Below are 21,689 nucleotides of genomic sequence, written 5' to 3'. Positions count from 1 at the left end.
TTCATGTTTTTTTAGTAGATTTTCCTCAAGTTATTATTCTGCATAATCAAAATATGCTATATATTTGTTAATTGTTATCACGTATTTTATTTTATAATTGCTTAAAAAAACAACAGATTATGTGTTGTTTTTGTTTAGTGAGATTTTTACATGCTCCTTGTGTGTTGATTTTTAGGAAACTACAATAAATGTTGTTTGTATGATTTTGATATTTTAAGATAATAAAGATTTGAAATTGAAACAGTGTCAAAATAATGGGTGCAAGTAATTTAGTTGGTATGCCAAGTGATACAATAAAAAAATAAAAAAGAAGTTCGAAATAAAATTATAAATGGATTGTTTTTAAAAGAAGCAATTATGCAAATAATTATTATAATAGGTTTTTAAATGCAAATAAATATTTACACCGTTACTCATAAAAGTTTAGCATTACCAACTAATGACTTATTTCAGCCTATATTGGTAGGAAATAGAAAAGAGAATATTCCTGATAATTTTCTACAAGATGATATCGAAAACCATATAGCAGAAAAGAATCCTAATTATTGTGAAATCACTGCAATGTACTGGATTTGGAAAAATGTTAAACATATTGATTATATAGGTATATGTCATTATCGTCGTTATTTCAATTTTATAGATGCATTTACTTTTTCACATATAAAAAGAGTCAAAAAATATAAAAATAGATATAGTTTAGAAAAAGTATGTAGCCAGAGGCATAATAAAAAAATAGAAAAACTTTTGAAAGATTATGATTTTATTCTTCCCAAAAAGCGACCGTTAAAAAAAACAATGTATAATCAATATATAGAGAATCATAAAGAAGAAAATTTAAAATTAGCTATTGAGATTATACACGAGTTATACCCTGATTATGTAACAAGTATGACTCAGGTTTTTAATAAAAAGAAAGGATATTTTTATTCGATGATGATTACCTCAAAGGTTATTTATGATCAATATATGACATGGTTAATGCGTATTTTATTTGAAGTCGAACAAAGAATAATTAAATCAGGTATAGGAATAGAACCAAGGGTCTTTGGTTTTTTAGCCGAACGGTTATTTAACCTATATCTATGTCATCATGATTTTAAAATAAAAGAAGTTCAAGTTATTAGAAAAAAATAGTATAGAAAGTGCTACTTTTTCACTAATAAAATTTGATAAGCATTAATTAAAATTTTCCAATCTTTTTTTAGCATATATTCTACAACTGTTTTTCCTTTACCACCTCCAGGAAGCCTACAATCATCTATTAAAACGATAGATTTATCATGTAATTTATTTTCAGCCAGAATAAACTCTTGTAAGTGATGCTCCTGACTTTTCTTTTGAACTTCTATATCGGTTTTTGAATAATCATAACTATCTAGATATAAAAAGTCAATAGAGTCGTTGAAATTCTTTAAGAAGTCTAGAGAATCCCCAAGATATACCGTTGTACTATCTTGTAAACTTTCTTCTTGTACTGCTTCTTGTGCTCCTTTAACCGAATTTTCACTAATATCTACAGAATGTAACTTAGCATCATTTTCCTTTGCCCATTTACCAAAAACGATTGTTGCACCACCATCAGTTTTAGTAGCTTTTAGACCATTTCTCGAAGTTCCTGTCTCTACCAGTATTTTAGCGTTTCGTTCATTTAAGAGCTGTAGTGTTTTAGAAAAAGTTATACGTCTTCTCCTAAAATTATATTTGTAAGGCATGAAAGGATATAATGACTTATGTTTGATAAGTTTGATAAGTTTGGGAGATGCAATTCCTAGTAGCACAATAGGTAAAATAATAAATAGATAGTTCATTATAGTGAATTTAACATAATGTTGACAAATGTATTAATTTTAAAAATTATTTTTTTAGCAATATGATTCTTTACTTTTAGTAAGTTTGTCTCTATTATTATTTAAAACATGAAAATAACACTGATTAGTCTAGATGTTTTGGGGATTAACGATGAAATTGCCAAGAGTCTAAAAAAGCAGGGATATGAAGTTAATCATATAAACTTTCATACTTTTAGGTATCAGTATCCTACAGTTTTTCACCGAATTTTTAATTTTGTTGGGAAAACCTTTTTTAAATATGATATAAAAAAGAATCACTTAAATAAAGAAATTCTTAAGCGATTGGGTGAAATTGGAAAACAAGATAAAATCCTGATGCTTAACGCTAATTTTTTACTTCCTCAGATTATTAAGAATATAAGGTCATTTACAGGGGATTTGACAGCGTTCTTTAATGATAATATAGAAAGAATACCAAAAATATTATTAGTAGCTCCTTTTTTTGATGAGGTATATACTTTTGAACCTAATGATTCAAAAAAGCATAATTTTAAATTTGCGACAAATTATATTTTTAAAGAAAACAAAAAGAACTTGTCGATAGAACAAGAAGTTTTTAATATAAGCACGTTTAGTAAGAGATCTAAACTTATAGATGATATAGCATTAAAATTAGATGATTTAGGGATATCATATAAAATTATCAGTTTCGGAAAAAAGAAAATTGAATCCAAGAGTAGTGTAGCGTACGTTACAGAAAGGATAAATATGAAAGATGTAAATGAATTAGTAGCTCATTCTAACGTATTATTAGATATTCATAGAGAAGGACAGGATGGACTATCGTTTAGAGTTTTTGAAAGTTTAGGGAATAGCAAAAAGTTAATAACTACTAACGCAGCTATTGCTAACTATGATTTTTATAACCCAAATAATATCTTAATAATAGATAAAAATAATATTCAAATTCCTAACTCTTTTTTTAAGAATGAATATGAAGAAATACCAAGTGAGATCTATCAAAAGTACCTGGTAGATAATTGGATAAACAGAATTCTAAATTTATAAAAAGGTGAAAAATAAAAGAGTATTTGTAGATTTTCATTACTTGAAAAATCTAAATAAAGGCTTTGGACAATTTTCATATCATTTGTCTAAAGCTTTTTCATCTATTGATACTGATATAAATTATGTTTTTTATACTCCTAAAAAAGGACGTTATAAATCGATATTTAATCAAAAGAATATTTTTGTAAAATACTATTATTCAATACATCGCCAGTTGGGTATCTTTGGTCGTAACTATATATTTCATTCTACCAATCAGCTAAGTAAAATTGAGCCTTTAAATAAAAAGATCCCATATGTTTTAACTATTCATGATATTAATTTTATTTATGAAGATGCTGTAGATCAAAAAACTAAGGATTTTATTCAAAAAAAAATAGATAGAGCTCAAGTACTTGTTTTTGTGTCAAACTTTACTAAAGATGAAGTGAATAAACATTTTGATGTTGCTGCATCAAAAACACAAAAAGTAATATATAATGGTAATTCCTTAAAAGAAATTTCGTTAGTTAACCCTGATGAGAATACAGATGATTATCTTTTTTGCATTACGGAAATGAGACCATACAAAAATCTGGAGAAACTTATTTTGATGATGAATCATATTCCAGAAAGATTTAAACTTGTTCTTGCAGGAAAAGGTAGTAGTGATTATGTTTTACATTTAGAAAATTTAATTCAAGAAAATAACCTTGAGGAAAGAGTTTTTTTGAAAGGTATTGTATCCGAAGAAACAAAAGTAGAACTGTTTACTAATTGTTTTGCTTTTGTGTTTCCTTCTTCCAGAGAAGGATTTGGATTACCGGTGGTTGAAGCATTAAACTTTAATAAACCTATTTTTCTTTATAATAAAACTTCTTTACCAGAAATAGGAGGAGAAGCATGTTTTTATTGGGAAGAATTAGAGCCTGAATATATGGCTAATATGTTTTTAACAAAAATCACCTATTTTGAGTCTAATAGACTTATAATGGAGGAAAAAATTAAAACCCAATTAGAAAAATTTAGCTGGCAAACAGCAGCATTAGAATACAATAAAATATACAAATCCTTAATGTAATTTATACTAAGTAGTATCTAAGTATATAAGCTTGTCTTATTCCTGAATACTAATTACCGAGGAACCGTATCAAAAAGTTACTTTTGTTTAGATTATTATAAATAAAGAATGCAACATAAATTTATCATACATCCAGATTATAAATCAGTAGAAACCGAAGTGCAGAAAACAATAGCGCATTTTGATGACTATCATGAGATATTAGGAGATGCAGAGCGCAATGTTATAAAAATTGTAGAGATTGAAGGTGAAAAATATACAATCAAATCATTCAAGGTTCCTAATTTTATAAATCAGGTTGTATATCGATTCTTTAGAAAATCAAAAGCAGAAAGATCTTATAGTTATGCGAATAAGTTATTGGAGCTAGGCATAAAAACACCATTCCCATTGGCATATGATTTATATACTACCTTTTGTTTATTTAAGAAAAGCTATTATATAAGTAAACTGGTAGATTGTGATCTTACATATCGCGAATTAACTACCGATTTTGATATACCTGACCATGAATCTATTCTTAGGGCCTTTACTCGGTTTACATATATGTTGCATAAAAATGGAGTTAATTTCCTTGATCATTCCCCTGGGAATACATTGGTAAAAAGAAAAAAAGAAGAGTATGAGTTTTATTTGGTAGATCTTAACCGGATGAAATTTGGAGAAATGGATTTTGATACTAGAATTAAAAATTTTGCTAAATTAACCATACATGAATCTATGGTTCAGGTAATGAGTAATGAATATGCAAAATGTACAGGAGAAGATGAAAAAGAGATATTTGATCTTATGTGGAAGTACACTGAAGAGTTTCAGGACAAATATTACCGTAAACGTCGAATAAAAAGAAAAATATTTTTCTGGAAAAAGAAGTATCAAGAAATATCATAATAAATCAATGAATACAAGAATTTATGGTTGTTGCCTTTATACCTGTTCTGTTATTTGTTGAGAATTTTCCCTGACTGTTTTAAGCTTTTTTTCTCGTATTAATTCTCTTAGTTTAATATATTTTAAAAAAGTAAGATTTGCAGTTTGGATACAAATAATAAGCCCATTTAGCCCATCTAGAAATCCAAGCCTTAAGAAGTATGCTTTAAAAAAAGCCCAGGTAGGATTAAATAAAATTTTCCACAACGTTGCATTTTTTCCTAATTCATAATATGAATGAGCTGATATTGTAGAGAACTTTTCAATTTGTTTATTATAAGCGCTGTATGTCGGGTAATTCCAATGAAGTATATCTCCTTTTAATTTGCCACATTTTTTAGGATCGTATAATTTATAAGAATCATGAGGATTAATTCCTTTCCATTCTCCTTTTCCTTTTTTAAAAGCCCTTAATTTTTTATCAGGATACCAATCAGAATGATTAATCCATTGCTCACAAAAATTATTATATCGGTTCATGTAATAACCATCATGAACCCAATTAGATTTTAATTTTATGAGAGATTCCTGAAGTTTAGAGGATAAGGCCTCATCTCCGTCAAGAGAGATAATATGATCATAAGAAGCTTGAGTAATTACGAAGTTTTTTTGTTCCTTATAACCAAGAAATTCTTGCTTCACAAACTTAACATTGTATTTTTTGCAAATTTCTTCAGTTCTATCCGTAGAAAAAGAATCAACAACAACAATTTCATCAACTACCCCTTGAAGTGACTCCAAGCATTTTTCAATTTTCCTTTCTTCATTATATGTAATAATAACTCCAGAGAGCTTAACCATTGTTGATGTTGTTTTGTAGGTCATGTTGAGCAAAAATAATTAATTTTAAGATAACGAAACGTTTTGTTAACAATTCATTTCAAATATTAGAACCAATATTCTATAGGAAGAAATAGTATTAATTTGAAAAAAATAGTTACAAGTTTTTATTTAAAAAATCATGCAATTGATTAATGAATAATTCGGGTTTAAAGTAAGGGTAAAGTTCTAAAGATTTCTTTTTGAGCTCCTTAGTGCTTTTGTTTGAAAATAGTTCGGGCATATACTCAGATAAATGAACAGACATTTGTGTTTCTCCATCTTCAAACATATTCCAGGCTTTTTTAGGAATCCAAGGAGAAAAAACAGTAAAAGTAGGTATATCAAGAGCTTTTGCAATATTTACCGCACCTCCTTCATTACCAATTAATGCATCACAATGAGAGAGGATGGCAAGAAATCCACGTAAGCTCTTAGCAAATACGTCAAAATGGATATGTCTTTGTGTTCTCGGCATGCTAAGATTATAAACAGTACGAGCATCTTTTTCCTGATCAGGAATATAATTAAAAAGAATATGAGCCTCTGTATTCTTAACGATAATATCTATAATTTTAGCCATGTACTCTAGAGGAAGAGTTTTTCTCATTTCACTACCTAAAACACTGATCATTATTAATGGCGTTTTTGAAGTAATTCCATTCGATTCTAAAAACTCACGAGCTTTTTCTTTTTCTTCTTTAGTTAAAAATATTTTTGGCCTTGTGATCTCAGAGGTGATTCTGTTTTCAGGAAAAACTAAGCGCAATCTGTTTTCTATTGAAATACTTGCATTTGTAATAGGTACAAGGTTTCTTTTAATTGTCTTTGTATACAAAAACTGAGTGTACCATTTATAAAAAGAAACTCTTTGAGAAGCTCCAGAAAACAGTGTAATAAGATTACTTTCTAGTTTTCCATAGACATCAATTACATAATCGTATTTAGATTTTCGTATCTGTTTTAAAAATGTATACAGCGCTTTTTTATCCTCTTGGTATTCATTCTTAAACTCTATAATATGATCAAAAAATGGATTTTCTAATATAACAGGTTTTGTATTAGAGTTTACAAGAAAATCAATTATGGCATCAGGATATTCTTTTCGTAATGCCTCACAAATGATAGTACTTGTGAGTACATCACCAATCATCTTCTGTTGAATAACCAAAATCTTCATATGCTATTGATCAAAATAGTTGAGCTTGTCTAAAAAAACAAAAGACAAGCTCAAGTTCCTTTCTACACTATACGGCTACATCGTATTCACGAAGAGCATCATTGAGTGAAGTTTTCTTATCAGTACTTTCCTTACGTTTTCCAATAATCAAAGCGCAAGGTACATTAAATTCTCCAGCAGCAAATTTCTTAGTATAACTTCCTGGAATTACAACAGAACCAGCTGGTACAACTCCTTTTCTTTCTACAGGAGTATTTCCTGTAACATCGATAATCTTGGTAGATGCTGTTAGTACTACATTAGCACCTAATACAGCTTCTTTTTCTACTCGAACACCTTCGACTACAATACATCTTGATCCTATAAATGCATTATCTTCTATAATAACAGGGGCAGCTTGTAATGGTTCCAAAACACCACCAATCCCAACACCTCCACTAAGATGAACATTTTTTCCAATTTGAGCACAGCTACCAACAGTGGCCCATGTGTCTACCATAGTACCTTTATCTACGTAAGCACCTATGTTTACATAACTAGGCATTAAAATAGTACCAGAAGAGATATAAGCACCATGACGTGCAACAGCATTAGGAACTACACGAATTCCTTTAGCTTCATATCCTTTTTTTAATGGAATTTTATCATGGTATTCAAAAATTCCAGCTTCTAGAGTTTCCATTTTTTGGATTGGGAAGTATAATACTACTCCTTTTTTTACCCATTCATTTACTTGCCAGCCACCTTCTATAGGTTCTGCTACTCTAAGTTCTCCAGAATCTAATAAGCTAACTACTTCACGTATCGCATTCTGAGTATTTGGTTCTTTTAAAAGCTCTCTGTTTTCCCAAGCTTTTTCTATAGTTTCTTTTAGTTGGTTCATCGAATAAAAAATTTTGGTAAAGATAATAGCTTCCATTGAAAAAAGTGTCGATTGTAGATATTTTAGGAAACCATTAATAAATAAGGGCAGTTTTGTAATAATATTATATTTTTGCAAAAAAAAATAAATGGCACGAATATTGGCGATAGATTATGGAGGGAAAAGATGCGGAATTGCAGTTACAGATGAATTGCAAATTATCGCTTCTGGATTAACTACTGTAGATACTTCAGAATTATTGTCATGGTTAGAGGATTATGTGTCTAAAGAAGAAGTAGAACTTTTTATAGTAGGAGAGCCTAAAAGATTGCATGGCGAAGCCTCAGAAAGTGAACAGTTAATTTCACCTTTTTTAGACAAGCTAGGTGAATTACTGCCAAATATTCCTGTTAAAAGGATTGATGAACGTTTTACCTCTAAAATTGCTTTTGATACTATGATCGCTAGTGGTATTTCAAAAAAGAAAAGAAGAGATAAAGCATTAGTAGATCAGATTAGTGCAACGATTATACTGCAAGATTATTTGTATAATCGATAATAATAGAAATAAGAAATAAAATATGATACTTCCCATTGTAGCATACGGAGATCCGGTATTGAAGAAAAAAGGAAAAGAGATAACCAAGGATTATCCTAAATTATCAGAATTGCTGGATAATATGTTTGAGACCATGTATAATGCACATGGAGTTGGATTAGCAGCTCCTCAAATAGGAATTCCTATTAGATTATTTATTGTTGACGCAGAACCCTTTTCTGAAGATGAAGAGTTATCCAAAGAAGAAGCAGAACAGTTAAAGAATTTTAAAAAAGTATTTATTAATGCTACAATTCTAGAAGAAACAGGAGAAGAATGGGCTTTTGCAGAAGGGTGTTTGAGTATTCCCGATATACGAGAAGATGTATTTCGTAATGAAACGATTAAAATTAAGTATTTTGATGAGAATTTTGTGGAGCATACCGAGACCTATGATGGGTTGGTAGCAAGAGTGATTCAGCATGAATACGATCATATTGAAGGAATTTTGTTTACAGATAAACTATCAAGCCTTAAGAAGCGTTTAATAAAAGGAAAACTGGCTAATATTTCTAAAGGAAAAATTAGTTCAGAATATAGAATGCGATTTCCTTTGGCTAAAAAAGGTAGATAAGTATATTTTGCCTTTACATATTTATGTAGGGTAATGTTTGATTTTTTAAAACGAACTACTGATATTTGCCAACTTTAGAAGAGAAATCAGCATATTTAGAGATTTTAATGATAGTTTAAATCTTGAGTGTTCGAAATCTCTAAAAACTTTTGCCAGTAAAGATCTGGCCTTAAGAATGAATATATCATAAATAGATAGAAAATATATGAGCTTAGATAAGATATTAGCAATATCGGGTAAACCCGGTTTGTATGAGTTGAAAACACAAACTCGTAGTGGGTTTTTGGCAGAATCTTTATTGGATGGAAAAAGATTATCAGTAAGTATAAGACACAATGTAAGCGTACTTAGTGAAATTGCAATTTATACGTTTACTGAAGAAGTTCCTTTACGAGAAATTTTTAAAAAGATCTTTGAAAAGGAAAACGGAGAACAAGCTATAAATCATAAAGAATCTAAGGGTAAATTAGAAGCTTATTTCAGTGAAATATTACCTGATTATGATGAAGATAGGGTATATGCAAGTGATATAAAAAAAGTAATCCAATGGTATAATATTCTACAATCTAAAGGATTAACAGATTTTTCTGAAGCAGAAGAAGAAGATAAAGTAGCTGAAGAAGAAGAATAAAAACATAATTTTTTATCAGAAAATCCTGTCTCAAGACGGGATTTTATTTTTTATAAACATAAAGAATTTGTTTTTAGGTTTTTAAGTTGTTGAAGGAATATGGATAAATTATATAATATTGATTGATTTTCGATGTATGATTTGATGACTTCTTTGTATTTTTGCGCAAAATTTTAATACAATCTTACTAATATTTAGTTTACATGGCTAATACCAAATATGTTTTTGTAACCGGAGGTGTGTCTTCTTCTTTAGGAAAAGGGATAATAGCAGCTTCTCTGGCTAAATTATTGCAGGCAAGAGGATACAGGGTTACAATTCAGAAACTGGATCCTTATATAAATGTTGATCCAGGAACCTTGAACCCATATGAACATGGTGAATGCTATGTAACCGATGATGGAGCAGAGACCGATCTTGATCTTGGACACTATGAACGCTTTTTGAATACACCAACCTCGCAAGCTAATAATGTTACTACAGGAAGGATTTATCAAAGTGTTATCCAAAAAGAAAGACGAGGGGAGTTTTTAGGAAAAACAGTTCAAGTTGTTCCACATATCACTAACGAAATTAAAGAGAGAATACAGATTCTCGGTAAAAGTGGAGCCTATGATATTGTAATAACCGAAATAGGAGGAACTGTTGGTGATATCGAATCTCTACCATATATAGAAGCAGTACGTCAATTAAAATGGGAACTGGGAGATAATAATGCTCTAGTTATTCATTTAACATTGATACCGTACTTATCTGCTGCAGGAGAGTTAAAAACAAAACCTACCCAACATAGTGTAAAAACATTGATGGAGAGTGGTATAAAAGCCGATATTTTAGTATGTAGAACAGAGCATAAACTCTCTGATGATTTACGTAAAAAACTAGCACTTTTCTGTAATGTTAGACAAGAAGCGGTAATAGAATCAATCGATGCATCAACAATTTATGATGTACCTAATTTAATGCTTCAAGAAGGCTTGGATAAAGTAGTTCTTAAGCAATTACTTCTTCAAGATGACGACGAACCTAACTTAGAGAAATGGAATAAGTTTTTGCAAAGACATAAAAATCCAAAATGTCAGGTTACTATTGGGCTTATTGGTAAATATGTAGAGTTACAAGATTCTTATAAATCAATTTTAGAAGCATTTATTCATGCAGGAGCAGAGAATGAAGTGAAAGTAAATGTAGTAAGCATCCATTCAGAATATATTACTAATGATACAATAGAAAATGAAATAGCTCATTTAGATGGAGTTTTAGTTGCTCCGGGATTTGGAGAACGTGGTACAGAAGGAAAAATTAAAGCTGTGCAATTTGCAAGAGAGAATAAGCTACCGTTTTTTGGGATTTGCTTAGGAATGCAAATGGCGGTTATTGAATACTCTCGTAATGTTTTAGGATTAAAAGAGGCTACTTCTGTAGAAGTAAATAAAGATACACCACATCCGGTAATAGATATTATGGAAGAGCAGAAGAGTATTACGGATATGGGAGGTACAATGAGACTAGGTGCCTGGGATTGCGAATTGGTAGAAAATAGTAAGGTATTTGAAGCTTATGGAAAATCTATGATAGCCGAACGCCATCGTCATCGATATGAATATAACAATAAATATAAAGAACAACTAGAAAACGCAGGACTTAGGACTACTGGAGTTAACCCTAAAACTGGATTGGTAGAAATTGTAGAAATCCCAGATCATCCATGGTTTGTAGGGGTTCAATATCACCCAGAATATAAGAGTACAGTTGCAAATCCGCATCCTTTGTTTATTGCTTTTATAAGGGCAGCTGTTGAATATTCAAAAAAAGATAAGAGTGCCAAAGTGTCACAAGGACAGTAATTGGCTAGATAATTGACAACAAAATAACAATATATAATTTTAAAAGCCTTTCTGAGTCATCAGATAAAGGCTTTTTATACATCAATACATGGAAGAAAAGAAATTTGATCTTAATTCGATAATTGGATTTGCACTTATTTTTGGAATCATCGTTTGGATGTTCTATCTAAATCAACCAACTCCTGAAGAAATTGAGGCAGAAAAAGCCAAAAAAGAACAACTAGAGTCAGAGAAAAAAACAGATACCGAAAAAACTACAGATTTTGTAAAAGAAAGCGAAGCGATCGTAGTAAACTCTCAAGATTCTGTAGCATTATCTAATGCAAAATCTCAATTGGGCGCATTTTCGTACTCTGCTAGTTTACCATCGGCCAAAGATGAATTTACAAAGGTCGAAAACGAAGTTTTGAGTCTTAAGGTAAATAATAGAGGAGGGTATATCTCAGAAGCACTGCTAAAAAACTTTAAAACCTACGACTCGGTACCTGTATACTTGATTAAAGATGGAAAAAATGCTTCTTTCAATATTAATTTTGGAACCACAGATAATAGAATCTTAAATACAGAAGACTTATTTTTTGAACCTTCGGTAACCAAAAATGGAGAGAGTACAATCCTGTCTATGAAACTAAAGGTTTCTGATACCAAATTCCTGGAGTATCGTTACGAATTGAAGCCAAATGAGTATATGGTTGATTTTACAATTCGATCTCAAGGATTACAACAAGTAATTAATAGTAGCCAAACAGTAAATTTAGATTGGAAACTTCAAGGAATCAGACATGCTAAAAGTGCAACTTACGAAAATCGATATACCGAACTTTCATACGAATATGATGGTGATAAAGATGATTATTTAGGGCAAGGAGAGTTTGCAGATGATGAAGAGCAAGATGTGAGCTGGATTGCCTTTAAGCAACATTTCTTTACTTCTGTGCTTCTAACAGATACCCCGTTCAAAAAAGCATCTTTTACCTCTAAGAATATCGCTAACTCAAGCGAGTTGGATGATAAAGATATAAAAGTGACCAAAGAATTTTCTGCCTCTATGCCTCTAGAATTGCAAGGAGGAGAGCTTAGTTATACCATGGATTGGTATTATGGTCCAACCGATTATAGGATTTTAAATACTTATGACCGTAACCTCGATGAGATAGTACCTCTAGGTTGGGGGATTTTCGGAATAATAAATAAATATTTGTTTATTCCGTTTTTTGGGTTTTTAAGTGGATTTCTTCCTTATGGTATTGCAATTGTGGTAATGACTATAATTGTACGTATCATCTTATCTCCTGTTACATATAAGTCATACTTATCGCAGGCTAAAATGAAAGTTTTACGCCCAGAGATTACAGAGATTAATGAGAAGCATAAGGATAATGCGATGAAAAAACAGCAAGAAACAATGGCTCTTTATGGTAAGGCAGGAGTTAACCCTATGAGTGGTTGCCTACCAGCTGTAATGCAGATTCCTGTTTTCTATGCATTATTCAATTTCTTCCCAAGTGCATTTCAATTACGACAAAAAAGTTTCCTTTGGGCAGATGACTTATCTAGTTATGATAACATAGCACAATTGCCATTTACAATTCCTTTTTATGGAGATCACATTAGTTTATTTCCTATACTAGCATCGGTCGCTATATTTATCTATATGATGATGACTACAGGGCAAACTATGCAAACGCAACAACCAGGGATGCCAAACATGAAGTTTATCATGTATTTATCCCCATTAATGATGTTATTTTTCTTTAATAACTATGCAAGTGGATTATCATTGTACTATTTTATTTCTAACCTGATTACTATCGGAATTATGTTAGTTATTAAAAACGTAATTATTGATGAAGATAAGATTCATGCCAAAATTCAGGAAAACAAGAAAAAACCTAAAAAGCAAGGTAAGTTCCAGAAAAAAATGAAAGAATTAATGGAGCAGGCAGAAGAACAAAAAGGGAAAAAGAAATAATTTTATTATTCATGTATTTTAGAAAAGCTCCTTTTTAGGGGCTTTTTTTAATTTAACCTTCGTTTTATGAATTTGATTTTATAATATTGGTATACTTTTTGGAAGTTAGATTCGTTGAAATAATGTCCCAAATAAAATAGTAGTTATGCGAAGTGTATTTTTATTTTGTAGTTTATCTTTTTTTGTGTGTTTCTCTGTTTTAGGTCAAAAATATAATACCTATGATGCTAATGGTAAGCGACATGGTAAATGGCAAAAAAAATATGAAGGAAGCGATCAGCTTCGTTATGAAGGAACTTTTGATCATGGAAAAGAAACAGGAGAGTTTAAATTTTATAAACCTATTAACGGGGAGTTTCCTACAGCAATTAAAACGTTTTCAAAAAATAATGATACTGTTAATGTAAAATATTTTACCCAAAAAGGAAAAGTAATAAGCCTGGGTCAGATGATTGGTAAAGATCGTATAGGGTTATGGAAATATTACCATAACGGATCTGATAAAATCATGATGACCGAAGAATATCAATCAGGAAAATTGCAAGGAGAACAACTCACTTATTTTATAAATGGTCAGTTAACCGAGAAAACTTCATATATCGACGGAAAACAAAATGGGAAGAGAATTATGTATTCTGATACTGGTGTGATCATAAAAGAATTTATGTATGAGAATGACCAGTTACATGGAATTACTAAGTACTATGATATAAATGGAGTATTGATCATCGAAGGGAATTATAAAAGAGGTCGTAAAGATGGTATCTGGAACTATTATAAAGATGGAAAACTCTCTGAACGAAAATTATTTCCGGTTCAAAAAAGAGGATTTTAATATTGATATATAAAATACTAGTATAGATAAAACCATAAAGCATTGCGTTAGCATTGCTTTTTTTATTTATTACTTTTGCATAATAATTTTAAAGATTAAATAAAGGATTTTTTGATGAAGAGAGTAATCGTAGGATTATCAGGAGGAGTTGACTCTAGTGTAGCAGCATATTTGCTTAAAGAGCAAGGATATGAAGTTATTGGTTTATTTATGAAGAACTGGCATGATGACTCAGTTACCATATCTGATGAGTGCCCTTGGTTAGATGATAGTAATGATGCATTATTGGTGGCTGAGAAGTTAGGAATCCCATTTCAGACTGTTGATCTAAGTGAAGAATATAAAGAACGTATAGTAGATTATATGTTCAATGAATACGAAAAAGGACGTACCCCTAATCCAGATGTATTATGTAATCGAGAAATTAAATTTGATGTTTTCCTAAAAATAGCATTATCTCTTGGAGCAGATTATGTAGCTACAGGTCATTATTGTCGAAAAGATACTATTATAAAAGATGGGAAAGAAGTACATCGATTATTAGAAGGAAAAGATCCTAATAAAGATCAATCCTATTTTCTATGTCAGCTATCTCAGAAACAACTTGCAAAAACACTTTTTCCTGTAGGTGAATTACTGAAGCCTGAAGTTCGGGATATTGCCAAAGCACAAGATTTAGCTACAGCAGATAAAAAAGACTCTCAAGGGTTATGTTTTATTGGAAAAGTTCGATTACCAGAATTTCTTCAACAAAAATTAGAACCAAAACAAGGAAATATTATTGAGATATCTCCTTCAGAAGTAAAATATCAGCGAGAACGCCCACAATTTACTTCTAAAAGAGAAGAATTAGAATTCTTATCTGGTAAATATACCTACGATGTTAATGATGGTAAGGTGGTAGGAAAACATCAAGGCGCTCACTATTATACCAAAGGACAACGTAAAGGTTTGGCTGTAGGAGGTACTCCAGAACCACTTTTTGTAATAGAAACCGATGTAGAGACCAATACAATTTATACGGGTCAAGGAAAAAAACATCCAGGCTTATACAGAAAAGCATTATTTATATCTAAAGAAGAGTTACATTGGGTAAGAGATGACCTTAAACTTAAGGTAGACGAAGAGTTAGAAGTAATGGCGAGGATTCGATATAGACAACCATTAGAGAAAGCTACGCTACATATGGTTGATTCTGGAGTGTATGTTGTTTTTGAAAATAATCAAAGCGCAATCACCGAAGGTCAGTTTGTAGCTTGGTATATCGAAGATGAATTAGTTGGCTCAGGAGTGATTTCATAAGAATTAAATTACACATATTTATAGTATATGAACAAAATTAAAGAACTGTTTAATATTCAATATCCGATAATTCAAGGAGGAATGATATGGGCAAGCGGTTGGAAATTAGCTAGTGCAGTAAGTAATTCTGGAGGATTGGGACTTATAGGAGCAGGGTCTATGTATCCAGATGTACTTAGAGATCATATTCAGAAATGTAAAAAAGCCACTAGTAAGCCTTTTGGAGTTAATATTCCAATGTTATATCCTAATTTGGATGAGATTATACAAATCATTATCGAAGAAGGTATAAAAATAGTATTCACTTCTGCCGGAAACCCAAAAACATATACATCTTACCTTAAAGAAAAAGGAATTACGGTAGTACATGTAGTAAGTAGCCTTAAATTTGCTTTAAAAGCGCAGGATGCCGGTGTTGATGCAGTAGTAGCAGAAGGATTTGAAGCGGGAGGACATAATGGAAGAGATGAAACAACTACATTGGCATTGATTCCTATAGTAAAAGAAAAGATCAATATTCCTTTAATTGCAGCGGGAGGTATTGCTACAGGTGCAGCAATGTATGCTGTTATGGCTTTGGGAGCAGATGGAGTTCAGGTAGGGAGCCGCTTTGTAGCAAGTGACGAAGCATCTTCACATATTGATTTTAAAAATATGGTAGTTGAGGCAAAAGAAGGTGATACGCAGCTTACTCTAAAAGAATTAGCGCCAGTTAGAATGCTTAAAAATAAGTTTTATCAAGATGTAGCAACATTATATGCTACTGCACCTTCGGTAGATGAGTTAAAAACATTGTTAGGACGTGCCAGAGCAAAACGAGGTATGTTTGAAGGAGATCTTATTGAAGGAGAATTAGAGATTGGACAAGTATCAGGGCTAATTCATGATATTAAATCTGTAGAGGTCATAATAAAAGATATGGTCGAAGAATTTAAAGTAACCAAAAATAATATGGAACAAATTATTTTATAAGTAAATCACAAATGAACTCAAGAGAAAATCAACTTCAAGCTTTTGACAGGTTATTAACCATCATGGATGAGCTTCGAGAACAATGTCCATGGGATAAAAAACAAACCCTTCAATCCTTAAGACATTTAACTATAGAAGAGACATATGAACTTGGAGATGCAATTCTAGATAATAACCTTGAAGAAGTGAAAAAAGAATTGGGTGATCTATTACTACATATTATTTTTTATGCTAAAATTGGTAGTGAAACAGAAGCTTTTGATATTGCAGATGTAGCTAATGAAATTTGTGAAAAGCTAATTCATAGACATCCTCATATTTATGGAGATGTTACTGTTGAGAATGAAGAAGACGTAAAACGTAATTGGGAAAATTTAAAACTTAAAGAAGGAAAAAACAGTGTTCTAGAAGGGGTTCCTCAATCTTTACCAGCAATGGTAAAAGCAAGTAGAATTCAGGATAAAGTAGCAGGAGTAGGTTTCGATTGGGAAGAGCCGTATCAAGTGTTTGAAAAGCTTAAAGAAGAACTTGATGAATTACAACACGAAATCGAAGTACAAGATCAGGAAAAAATAGAATCAGAATTTGGAGATGTTCTTTTCTCTATGATTAATTATGCTCGTTTTCTCAAAGTAAATCCAGAAGATTCATTAGAACGTACTAACAAAAAGTTTATAAAACGGTTTCAGTATCTAGAGTCAAAAGCAAAAGAAAGTAATAAAAGTCTTAAAGACATGACACTTGCTGAAATGGACGTTTTTTGGGAAGAAGCAAAAAAAATATAATTTTTTTAGATTTTATTCTATAGAGGGTTTAATACCCCGAGGCTTGCCTCGTTAGTAAATGTTTAAAGTTTGAAAACGTGTTCCTATAAAATGCTCTGTGGGCTTGCCTCGGAGAAATTTACTTAAGATGATAAGTAGGCAACTACAAGACCATTTTATGATACAAAATCTAAACCATCATGTTGTATAATAACAATTGATGATACAAATTCGAGGTTATTCACATCATTTTGATGTAATGAATAGTGTTCTTTTTCTTCATAGAAAGAAAATATGAAAATGCACTATAAATGTATTCGATGCTGTGTTTTTAGAATATTAGGTTTCCTAATTATAGAAAACTATTATACATATGATTAAAGTTGTTTGATCTTGTTTAGTTTTGCTTTCCAAACATCGAGGTTTTCTTTATACTTTTCTATGTTTTTCCGTACATCTCTTACCATTGGATTATCATCTTTGGCATGTTTAAAGAATTGAAGATTGTTTTCTAATTGACGAATTTCACCATTAACTTCATCAATTTTTTTACGAATAAAACTTTGTTCATTTCTAAGAGCCCTATCATCACTCTGACTAGATAAAGTATTTAGCTTATTTTCATATTTGATAAGTTCTGTTTCTTTACGACCTAAATTAAGTTGCTGAAAGAAATTATCGAGAATCTTATTATATTCTGTTTCTATATTCTTTTTCTTATAAGGTACTCTTCCTAAAGTTTTCCAGATAGCAATGTTATCTTTTATAGTTTTTAGATCGGCTTCAGTATCACCAGAAAGTTCTAATTTTTTAAAAGTTTCAATATGTTCCTGTTTCTTTTCAAAAGAAACAAGTTCTTCTTTATTTGCTTCATCTCTCTCAGAATGAAGTCTATCAAAATAAGAGTTACATGCATCTTTAAATCTTTTCCAGATTCTATCACTATCCTTTCTAGGAACATGGCCAATTTTTTTCCAATCAGATTGAATTTTTTTCATGAGAGGGGTAATGGTAGTGAAATCATCATTATCCTTATTATCCTCTGCAATCTTAATCAGTTCCATCTTTTTATTTAAATTATCAAACTGATCTTTTTTAAGGCCTTTATAAAACGCATTTTTATTACGGTTGAAATCTCTTACAGCAGTTTTAAACTCACTCCAAGTCTGTTCATTTAAATTAGAAGGCACTTTTCCTGCTTTAAAAAATTGATCTCTTAGTGCTTCAATTTCTTTTATTTTTTGCTGCCAACCACTATGATTTTTAGGATGATCTTGGCTAACTTCAATGATTTTTGCAATGATTTCTCTTTTGACTTCTAGATTTTGTTCATAAACTTTATCTTGATCCTTAAAGTACTTCTGGCGATTTTCATGAATTTGTTTTGTTAGTGCACTAAATTTTTCCCAGATAGGTTCTCTATACTCTTTTCCAACGGGCCCCAGATCTTCTTTCCACATTTTATGAAGTAGCTGTAATTCTCTGAAGGCTCTATTAACATCGGTTTCTTGTGCTAATTCAGTAGCACGTTCGATAATCTTAAGTTTTTGTTCAAGGTTATGTTTAAAATCAAGATCTCTAAATTCCCTGTTTAAATGAAGAAAATCATAAAAATTCTCGGTATGATGATGGTAGGTATTCCATACAGTATTGTATTTATCCCTTGGTATAGGGCCAGCATTACGCCATCTTTCCTGAATACTTTTAAAATGATTGTATGTTGTGTTTATATTCTCATCTACATTAAGTAACCCTTTTAACTCATCAATTAATTCTAACCTTCTTTTTAGGTTTTCCTGAAGGTCTTTTTTAAGGTTTTGGTAGTAGGAATTTCGTTTTTCTTTATAATCAAAATAGACAGAATTAAATTCTTTTTTTACTGGTGTAGAATAGTAGAAATCTATAATATCACCGCCATCAGCCATGAATTCTTCCTTCTTTTGTTCTACTTCTTCATTGAATTTTTCATTAAACTCACTTTTGATTTCTTCAACATGTTCCCTAATTGCCTGAATTTTTTCATTCTTGACCAATTCACGTAATTCTTTGATCAATTCTTCCTTATTCATAGCGTGATAATCCTTCTTCTCGATATCGTGACGTTCGATAGTAGTTTCATCTTCACTATGTTCGGCAACCGCCTCATTCATTTGATCTTGAATTTGATCCTCACCCTCACCAGCATGAGTTTTAGGCTCTGATTCTTCTTTTTGCGAAGTAATTACATTGCTATTCTCGTCTACAGATTGTATTGTGTCATTTTTTGAAGTAATAGCATCACTGTCTTCCACATTTGCTTCATCTGGAGTAGGTGCATTTTCTTTTACGACACTATCAGAGTGTAAAGCTTCTTCTGTAGTTGTAATACTATTCTTAGATTTAGAATCTTCTTCTACAGCATCTGTAACCTGAGGGTTAACTGATGTTTTAGATTCTTCGTTTTCAGAATGTTCTGTATTTTCAGTAGTTTCTTCGTCAGAGCCTTCTGATTTAACAGCTTCGGGTTTTTTAGTTTCTAAGTTTACATCTAAAATCTTAGTCTTATTTTCTTCATTTCCATCTGCCTTAGGCAGGTTATCACGTGTTGACATTGTGTGAGCGTTTTTGTTCATCTGGGCTTAATGCCTGACTAAGATACTAACATATTAGAAAAACTCAAAGTTATTGAAAGATTTTAAGATTACTAAAAAAGGATTTTGGTAAGAATTTTATGACAAAATGAATCGAAAAATCACATATTCCAGATCTCCCAGGCTTTTTCTGCTTGTCGTATTAGCATTTGTAATCCATTAGAAACAGTAGCTCCTTTTTCTTTTCCTTTGCTCATAAAAGTAGTTTCATCTGGATTATAAATCAAATCATATAGAACATGGTTTTTGGTAATGTATTCGTAGGGAATGTCGGGATAATTATGAATGTTAGGATGCGTTCCCAGTGGAGTGCAGTTGATTATTAATTTATATGCTTGTATAATGTCTTCGTCGAGATCACTATAACTTAGTTCATTAAAATCTGGATTACGAGATACAAATGTATAGTCGATATTTAGATGGCTTAATGCATAAGCAATGGCTTTTGAAGCACCTCCTGTACCAAGAATTAATGCTTTTTTTATCGTTTTGTTAAGTAAGGGTTTTAGAGATTCTGTAAAACCATAATAATCACTATTATATCCTTTTAATTTCTGACTTTTATCAAATTTGATAACATTTATGGCTCCAATTTCTTTGGCAATTGGATCCAGATCATCCAAATAATGAATTATTTCCTCTTTATAAGGTATGGTTACATTTAAACCTTGTACTCGAGGGTCTTTAGCAACTTCGATGAACTCTTTGATTTGAGTAAGGTCAAAGTTGTTATATTCACAATCTAGATTTTCCTTTTCAAATTTTTCTGAAAAATAACTCTTAGAAAAAGAATAACTGATGTTTCTACCTAATAAACCGTATACTTTTTTCATTTTGAAGTTTTTAGTGTTTTTTGGCCATACCATTCTAACCATAAAACCATGCCAATGCCAATGAGGATATAAAAAATCCCAATATAGGTTTCGATAGTTGTAAAATCAGGAAAATAACGATCATAATTATCTAGTATAGGGTTACCCAATGCATCAATTTGTGTATTTCCTAAAGTGTCAATTTTGTAAATTTTATTTTTCCAGGGCCAAACAACACCAAGAGAGCCTGTTATGAAACCAATAATAGCTGCAAAAGTTGCATTTTTATAGCGTTTTAATACATATCCTAAAAAATGAGATAAGGTGACTAAGCCGGTTAATGACCCAAGGCTAAATACTGTAAGTACTTGTAATAATCGAATTCTTTGAGGGTTTCCCATAAAATCGAAGTCCCAACGTATTAGGTCAGCTATTGTATCGTATAGCGCGTTTACCGAGTCTACTAGTAAAAGAACATAATTGCCCAATAAGATAAGAATAAAAGAACCTGATAATCCGGGTAATGTCATACCCGACACCCCTATAATACCACATATAAATACAAACCAGAGATTGTCATTTTCTTTTGCAGGAGCCAATAAACTAATACTGACGCCAACTATAATACCAATAATGATAAGACAGATATTTCTTTTGCTCCAGTCATTAAAATCTTTTACTATGTAATAAATTGAGCCTATGATCATTCCGAAAAATGCTGCCCACACGTATAATTCAAAGTGAATAATGAGGTAATCCAAAATTTTAGAAACACTAAAATAGCTAATTAGCATTCCTAAGATTAAAAGGCCAAGAAACCGCCCATTTATATATCTCCAAAAGCTTTTAAATCTAAAATTGATAAAAAGTTTAAATGCTTTAAAATTTATTTTTTGAAGAGAATAGATAAATTCTTCATAAAACCCGGCAACAAATGCAACTACACCTCCAGAAACACCAGGAACTTTATTAGCAGCACCCATTGCAAGACCTTTAATAACAAGGAAAAGTCTATCAGTAAAGGTTCGGGTACTTTGTTGCAT

20 protein-coding genes are annotated in these 21,689 nt (G+C 31.1%); 13 read left to right on the top strand and 7 right to left on the bottom strand.

What is annotated here, in order from left to right; translation table 11 throughout:
- The first annotated feature begins 387 nt into the window (after nucleotides 1–387).
- A complete protein-coding gene (locus ATE84_RS20905; RefSeq protein ID WP_101449813.1) occupies nucleotides 388–1,134 on the top strand; it encodes a DUF4422 domain-containing protein in 747 nt (248 codons plus the stop codon).
- Nucleotides 1,135–1,145: 11 nt separating this feature from the next.
- Here ATE84_RS20905 and ATE84_RS20900 read toward each other — a convergent pair whose 3' ends face one another.
- Entirely contained in the window at nucleotides 1,146–1,808 is a 663-nt protein-coding gene (locus ATE84_RS20900; RefSeq protein ID WP_101449812.1) for a class I SAM-dependent methyltransferase, read from the bottom strand.
- A gap of 108 nt (nucleotides 1,809–1,916) precedes the next feature.
- Between ATE84_RS20900 and ATE84_RS20895 the strand changes: the two genes are divergently transcribed.
- From ATE84_RS20895 to ATE84_RS20885, 3 genes are all read left to right on the top strand, one after another.
- The gene (locus tag ATE84_RS20895; RefSeq protein ID WP_101449811.1) at nucleotides 1,917–2,858 is read left to right on the top strand and encodes a hypothetical protein; all 942 of its coding nucleotides are present in this window, start codon (nucleotides 1,917–1,919) and stop codon (nucleotides 2,856–2,858) included.
- A 4-nt stretch (nucleotides 2,859–2,862) separates the two neighbouring features.
- A complete protein-coding gene (locus tag ATE84_RS20890; protein ID WP_101449810.1) occupies nucleotides 2,863–3,918 on the top strand; it encodes a glycosyltransferase family 1 protein in 1,056 nt (351 codons plus the stop codon).
- Between the two features lie 108 nt (nucleotides 3,919–4,026).
- Nucleotides 4,027–4,809: a Kdo domain containing protein gene (locus ATE84_RS20885; RefSeq protein WP_101449809.1), complete on the top strand. Its 783-nt coding sequence runs from the start codon at nucleotides 4,027–4,029 to the stop codon at nucleotides 4,807–4,809.
- 36 nt (nucleotides 4,810–4,845) lie between these two features.
- Here ATE84_RS20885 and ATE84_RS20880 read toward each other — a convergent pair whose 3' ends face one another.
- From ATE84_RS20880 to ATE84_RS20870, 3 genes are all read right to left on the bottom strand, one after another.
- Complete coding sequence (locus ATE84_RS20880) at nucleotides 4,846–5,673, bottom strand: glycosyltransferase family 2 protein (protein ID WP_233195862.1); 828 nt, start codon at nucleotides 5,671–5,673, stop codon at nucleotides 4,846–4,848.
- Nucleotides 5,674–5,785: 112 nt separating this feature from the next.
- Complete coding sequence (locus tag ATE84_RS20875; RefSeq protein ID WP_101449808.1) at nucleotides 5,786–6,847, bottom strand: glycosyltransferase family 9 protein; 1,062 nt, start codon at nucleotides 6,845–6,847, stop codon at nucleotides 5,786–5,788.
- 67 nt (nucleotides 6,848–6,914) lie between these two features.
- A complete protein-coding gene (locus ATE84_RS20870) occupies nucleotides 6,915–7,730 on the bottom strand; it encodes a 2,3,4,5-tetrahydropyridine-2,6-dicarboxylate N-succinyltransferase (protein WP_101451135.1) in 816 nt (271 codons plus the stop codon).
- Between the two features lie 127 nt (nucleotides 7,731–7,857).
- Here ATE84_RS20870 and ruvX point away from each other — a divergent pair, with 127 nt between their 5' ends.
- The 9 genes from ruvX to mazG all read left to right on the top strand — a co-directional run bounded on the left by ruvX (nucleotide 7,858) and on the right by mazG (nucleotide 17,225).
- Nucleotides 7,858–8,268, top strand: a complete 411-nt coding sequence (gene ruvX, locus ATE84_RS20865) for a Holliday junction resolvase RuvX (protein ID WP_101449807.1) — start codon at nucleotides 7,858–7,860, stop codon at nucleotides 8,266–8,268.
- A 22-nt stretch (nucleotides 8,269–8,290) separates the two neighbouring features.
- A complete protein-coding gene (def, locus tag ATE84_RS20860) occupies nucleotides 8,291–8,881 on the top strand; it encodes a peptide deformylase (protein WP_101449806.1) in 591 nt (196 codons plus the stop codon).
- A gap of 205 nt (nucleotides 8,882–9,086) precedes the next feature.
- Entirely contained in the window at nucleotides 9,087–9,512 is a 426-nt protein-coding gene (locus tag ATE84_RS20855) for a DUF5606 domain-containing protein (RefSeq protein ID WP_101449805.1), read from the top strand.
- A gap of 203 nt (nucleotides 9,513–9,715) precedes the next feature.
- Nucleotides 9,716–11,359, top strand: a complete 1,644-nt coding sequence (locus tag ATE84_RS20850) for a CTP synthase (RefSeq protein ID WP_101449804.1) — start codon at nucleotides 9,716–9,718, stop codon at nucleotides 11,357–11,359.
- 88 nt (nucleotides 11,360–11,447) lie between these two features.
- Nucleotides 11,448–13,331, top strand: coding sequence for a membrane protein insertase YidC (gene yidC / locus ATE84_RS20845; protein WP_101449803.1), 1,884 nt, complete (start codon nucleotides 11,448–11,450; stop codon nucleotides 13,329–13,331).
- Between the two features lie 145 nt (nucleotides 13,332–13,476).
- Nucleotides 13,477–14,166 carry a toxin-antitoxin system YwqK family antitoxin gene (locus ATE84_RS20840; RefSeq protein WP_101449802.1) on the top strand — a complete coding sequence of 230 codons (690 nt, stop codon included), beginning with the start codon at nucleotides 13,477–13,479 and terminating at the stop codon, nucleotides 14,164–14,166.
- A 114-nt stretch (nucleotides 14,167–14,280) separates the two neighbouring features.
- Nucleotides 14,281–15,468: a tRNA 2-thiouridine(34) synthase MnmA gene (gene mnmA, locus ATE84_RS20835; protein ID WP_101449801.1), complete on the top strand. Its 1,188-nt coding sequence runs from the start codon at nucleotides 14,281–14,283 to the stop codon at nucleotides 15,466–15,468.
- Between the two features lie 27 nt (nucleotides 15,469–15,495).
- Nucleotides 15,496–16,440, top strand: coding sequence for a nitronate monooxygenase family protein (locus ATE84_RS20830; RefSeq protein WP_101449800.1), 945 nt, complete (start codon nucleotides 15,496–15,498; stop codon nucleotides 16,438–16,440).
- Nucleotides 16,441–16,451: 11 nt separating this feature from the next.
- On the top strand, nucleotides 16,452–17,225 hold the full coding sequence (gene mazG, locus ATE84_RS20825) for a nucleoside triphosphate pyrophosphohydrolase (RefSeq protein WP_101449799.1): 774 nt from the start codon (nucleotides 16,452–16,454) through the stop codon (nucleotides 17,223–17,225).
- A gap of 356 nt (nucleotides 17,226–17,581) precedes the next feature.
- Here mazG and ATE84_RS20820 read toward each other — a convergent pair whose 3' ends face one another.
- From ATE84_RS20820 to ATE84_RS20810, 3 genes are all read right to left on the bottom strand, one after another.
- Nucleotides 17,582–19,795 carry a DUF349 domain-containing protein gene (locus tag ATE84_RS20820; protein WP_101449798.1) on the bottom strand — a complete coding sequence of 738 codons (2,214 nt, stop codon included), beginning with the start codon at nucleotides 19,793–19,795 and terminating at the stop codon, nucleotides 17,582–17,584.
- A gap of 140 nt (nucleotides 19,796–19,935) precedes the next feature.
- The gene (locus ATE84_RS20815; protein ID WP_101449797.1) at nucleotides 19,936–20,667 is read right to left on the bottom strand and encodes a shikimate dehydrogenase; all 732 of its coding nucleotides are present in this window, start codon (nucleotides 20,665–20,667) and stop codon (nucleotides 19,936–19,938) included.
- Nucleotides 20,664–21,689 carry a DUF368 domain-containing protein gene (locus tag ATE84_RS20810; RefSeq protein WP_101449796.1) on the bottom strand — a complete coding sequence of 342 codons (1,026 nt, stop codon included), beginning with the start codon at nucleotides 21,687–21,689 and terminating at the stop codon, nucleotides 20,664–20,666. The genes ATE84_RS20815 and ATE84_RS20810 overlap by 4 nt, the downstream gene beginning before the upstream one ends.

This window comes from Aquimarina sp. MAR_2010_214 (assembly GCF_002846555.1).
In the GTDB taxonomy this organism is placed as follows: Bacteria; Bacteroidota; Bacteroidia; order Flavobacteriales; family Flavobacteriaceae; genus Aquimarina.
The sequence above is the reverse complement of the archived record's forward strand: the minus strand, read 5'-3'. Positions and strand labels throughout refer to the sequence as shown.

Bases quoted from the DNA above. Each gene is read 5' to 3' on its own strand.
- ATE84_RS20905 (WP_101449813.1), top strand. From the start codon at position 388: ATGCAAATAAATATTTACACCGTTACTCATAAAAGTTTAGCATTACCA.
- ATE84_RS20900 (WP_101449812.1), bottom strand. From the start codon at position 1,808: ATGAACTATCTATTTATTATTTTACCTATTGTGCTACTAGGAATTGCA.
- ATE84_RS20895 (WP_101449811.1), top strand. From the start codon at position 1,917: ATGAAAATAACACTGATTAGTCTAGATGTTTTGGGGATTAACGATGAA.
- ATE84_RS20885 (WP_101449809.1), top strand. From the start codon at position 4,027: ATGCAACATAAATTTATCATACATCCAGATTATAAATCAGTAGAAACC.
- ATE84_RS20880 (WP_233195862.1), bottom strand. From the start codon at position 5,673: ATGACCTACAAAACAACATCAACAATGGTTAAGCTCTCTGGAGTTATT.
- ATE84_RS20875 (WP_101449808.1), bottom strand. From the start codon at position 6,847: ATGAAGATTTTGGTTATTCAACAGAAGATGATTGGTGATGTACTCACA.
- ATE84_RS20870 (WP_101451135.1), bottom strand. From the start codon at position 7,730: ATGAACCAACTAAAAGAAACTATAGAAAAAGCTTGGGAAAACAGAGAG.
- ruvX (WP_101449807.1), top strand. From the start codon at position 7,858: ATGGCACGAATATTGGCGATAGATTATGGAGGGAAAAGATGCGGAATT.
- def (WP_101449806.1), top strand. From the start codon at position 8,291: ATGATACTTCCCATTGTAGCATACGGAGATCCGGTATTGAAGAAAAAA.
- ATE84_RS20855 (WP_101449805.1), top strand. From the start codon at position 9,087: ATGAGCTTAGATAAGATATTAGCAATATCGGGTAAACCCGGTTTGTAT.
- ATE84_RS20850 (WP_101449804.1), top strand. From the start codon at position 9,716: ATGGCTAATACCAAATATGTTTTTGTAACCGGAGGTGTGTCTTCTTCT.
- yidC (WP_101449803.1), top strand. From the start codon at position 11,448: ATGGAAGAAAAGAAATTTGATCTTAATTCGATAATTGGATTTGCACTT.
- ATE84_RS20840 (WP_101449802.1), top strand. From the start codon at position 13,477: ATGCGAAGTGTATTTTTATTTTGTAGTTTATCTTTTTTTGTGTGTTTC.
- mnmA (WP_101449801.1), top strand. From the start codon at position 14,281: ATGAAGAGAGTAATCGTAGGATTATCAGGAGGAGTTGACTCTAGTGTA.
- ATE84_RS20830 (WP_101449800.1), top strand. From the start codon at position 15,496: ATGAACAAAATTAAAGAACTGTTTAATATTCAATATCCGATAATTCAA.
- mazG (WP_101449799.1), top strand. From the start codon at position 16,452: ATGAACTCAAGAGAAAATCAACTTCAAGCTTTTGACAGGTTATTAACC.
- ATE84_RS20820 (WP_101449798.1), bottom strand. From the start codon at position 19,795: ATGTCAACACGTGATAACCTGCCTAAGGCAGATGGAAATGAAGAAAAT.
- ATE84_RS20815 (WP_101449797.1), bottom strand. From the start codon at position 20,667: ATGAAAAAAGTATACGGTTTATTAGGTAGAAACATCAGTTATTCTTTT.
- ATE84_RS20810 (WP_101449796.1), bottom strand. From the start codon at position 21,689: ATGCAACAAAGTACCCGAACCTTTACTGATAGACTTTTCCTTGTTATT.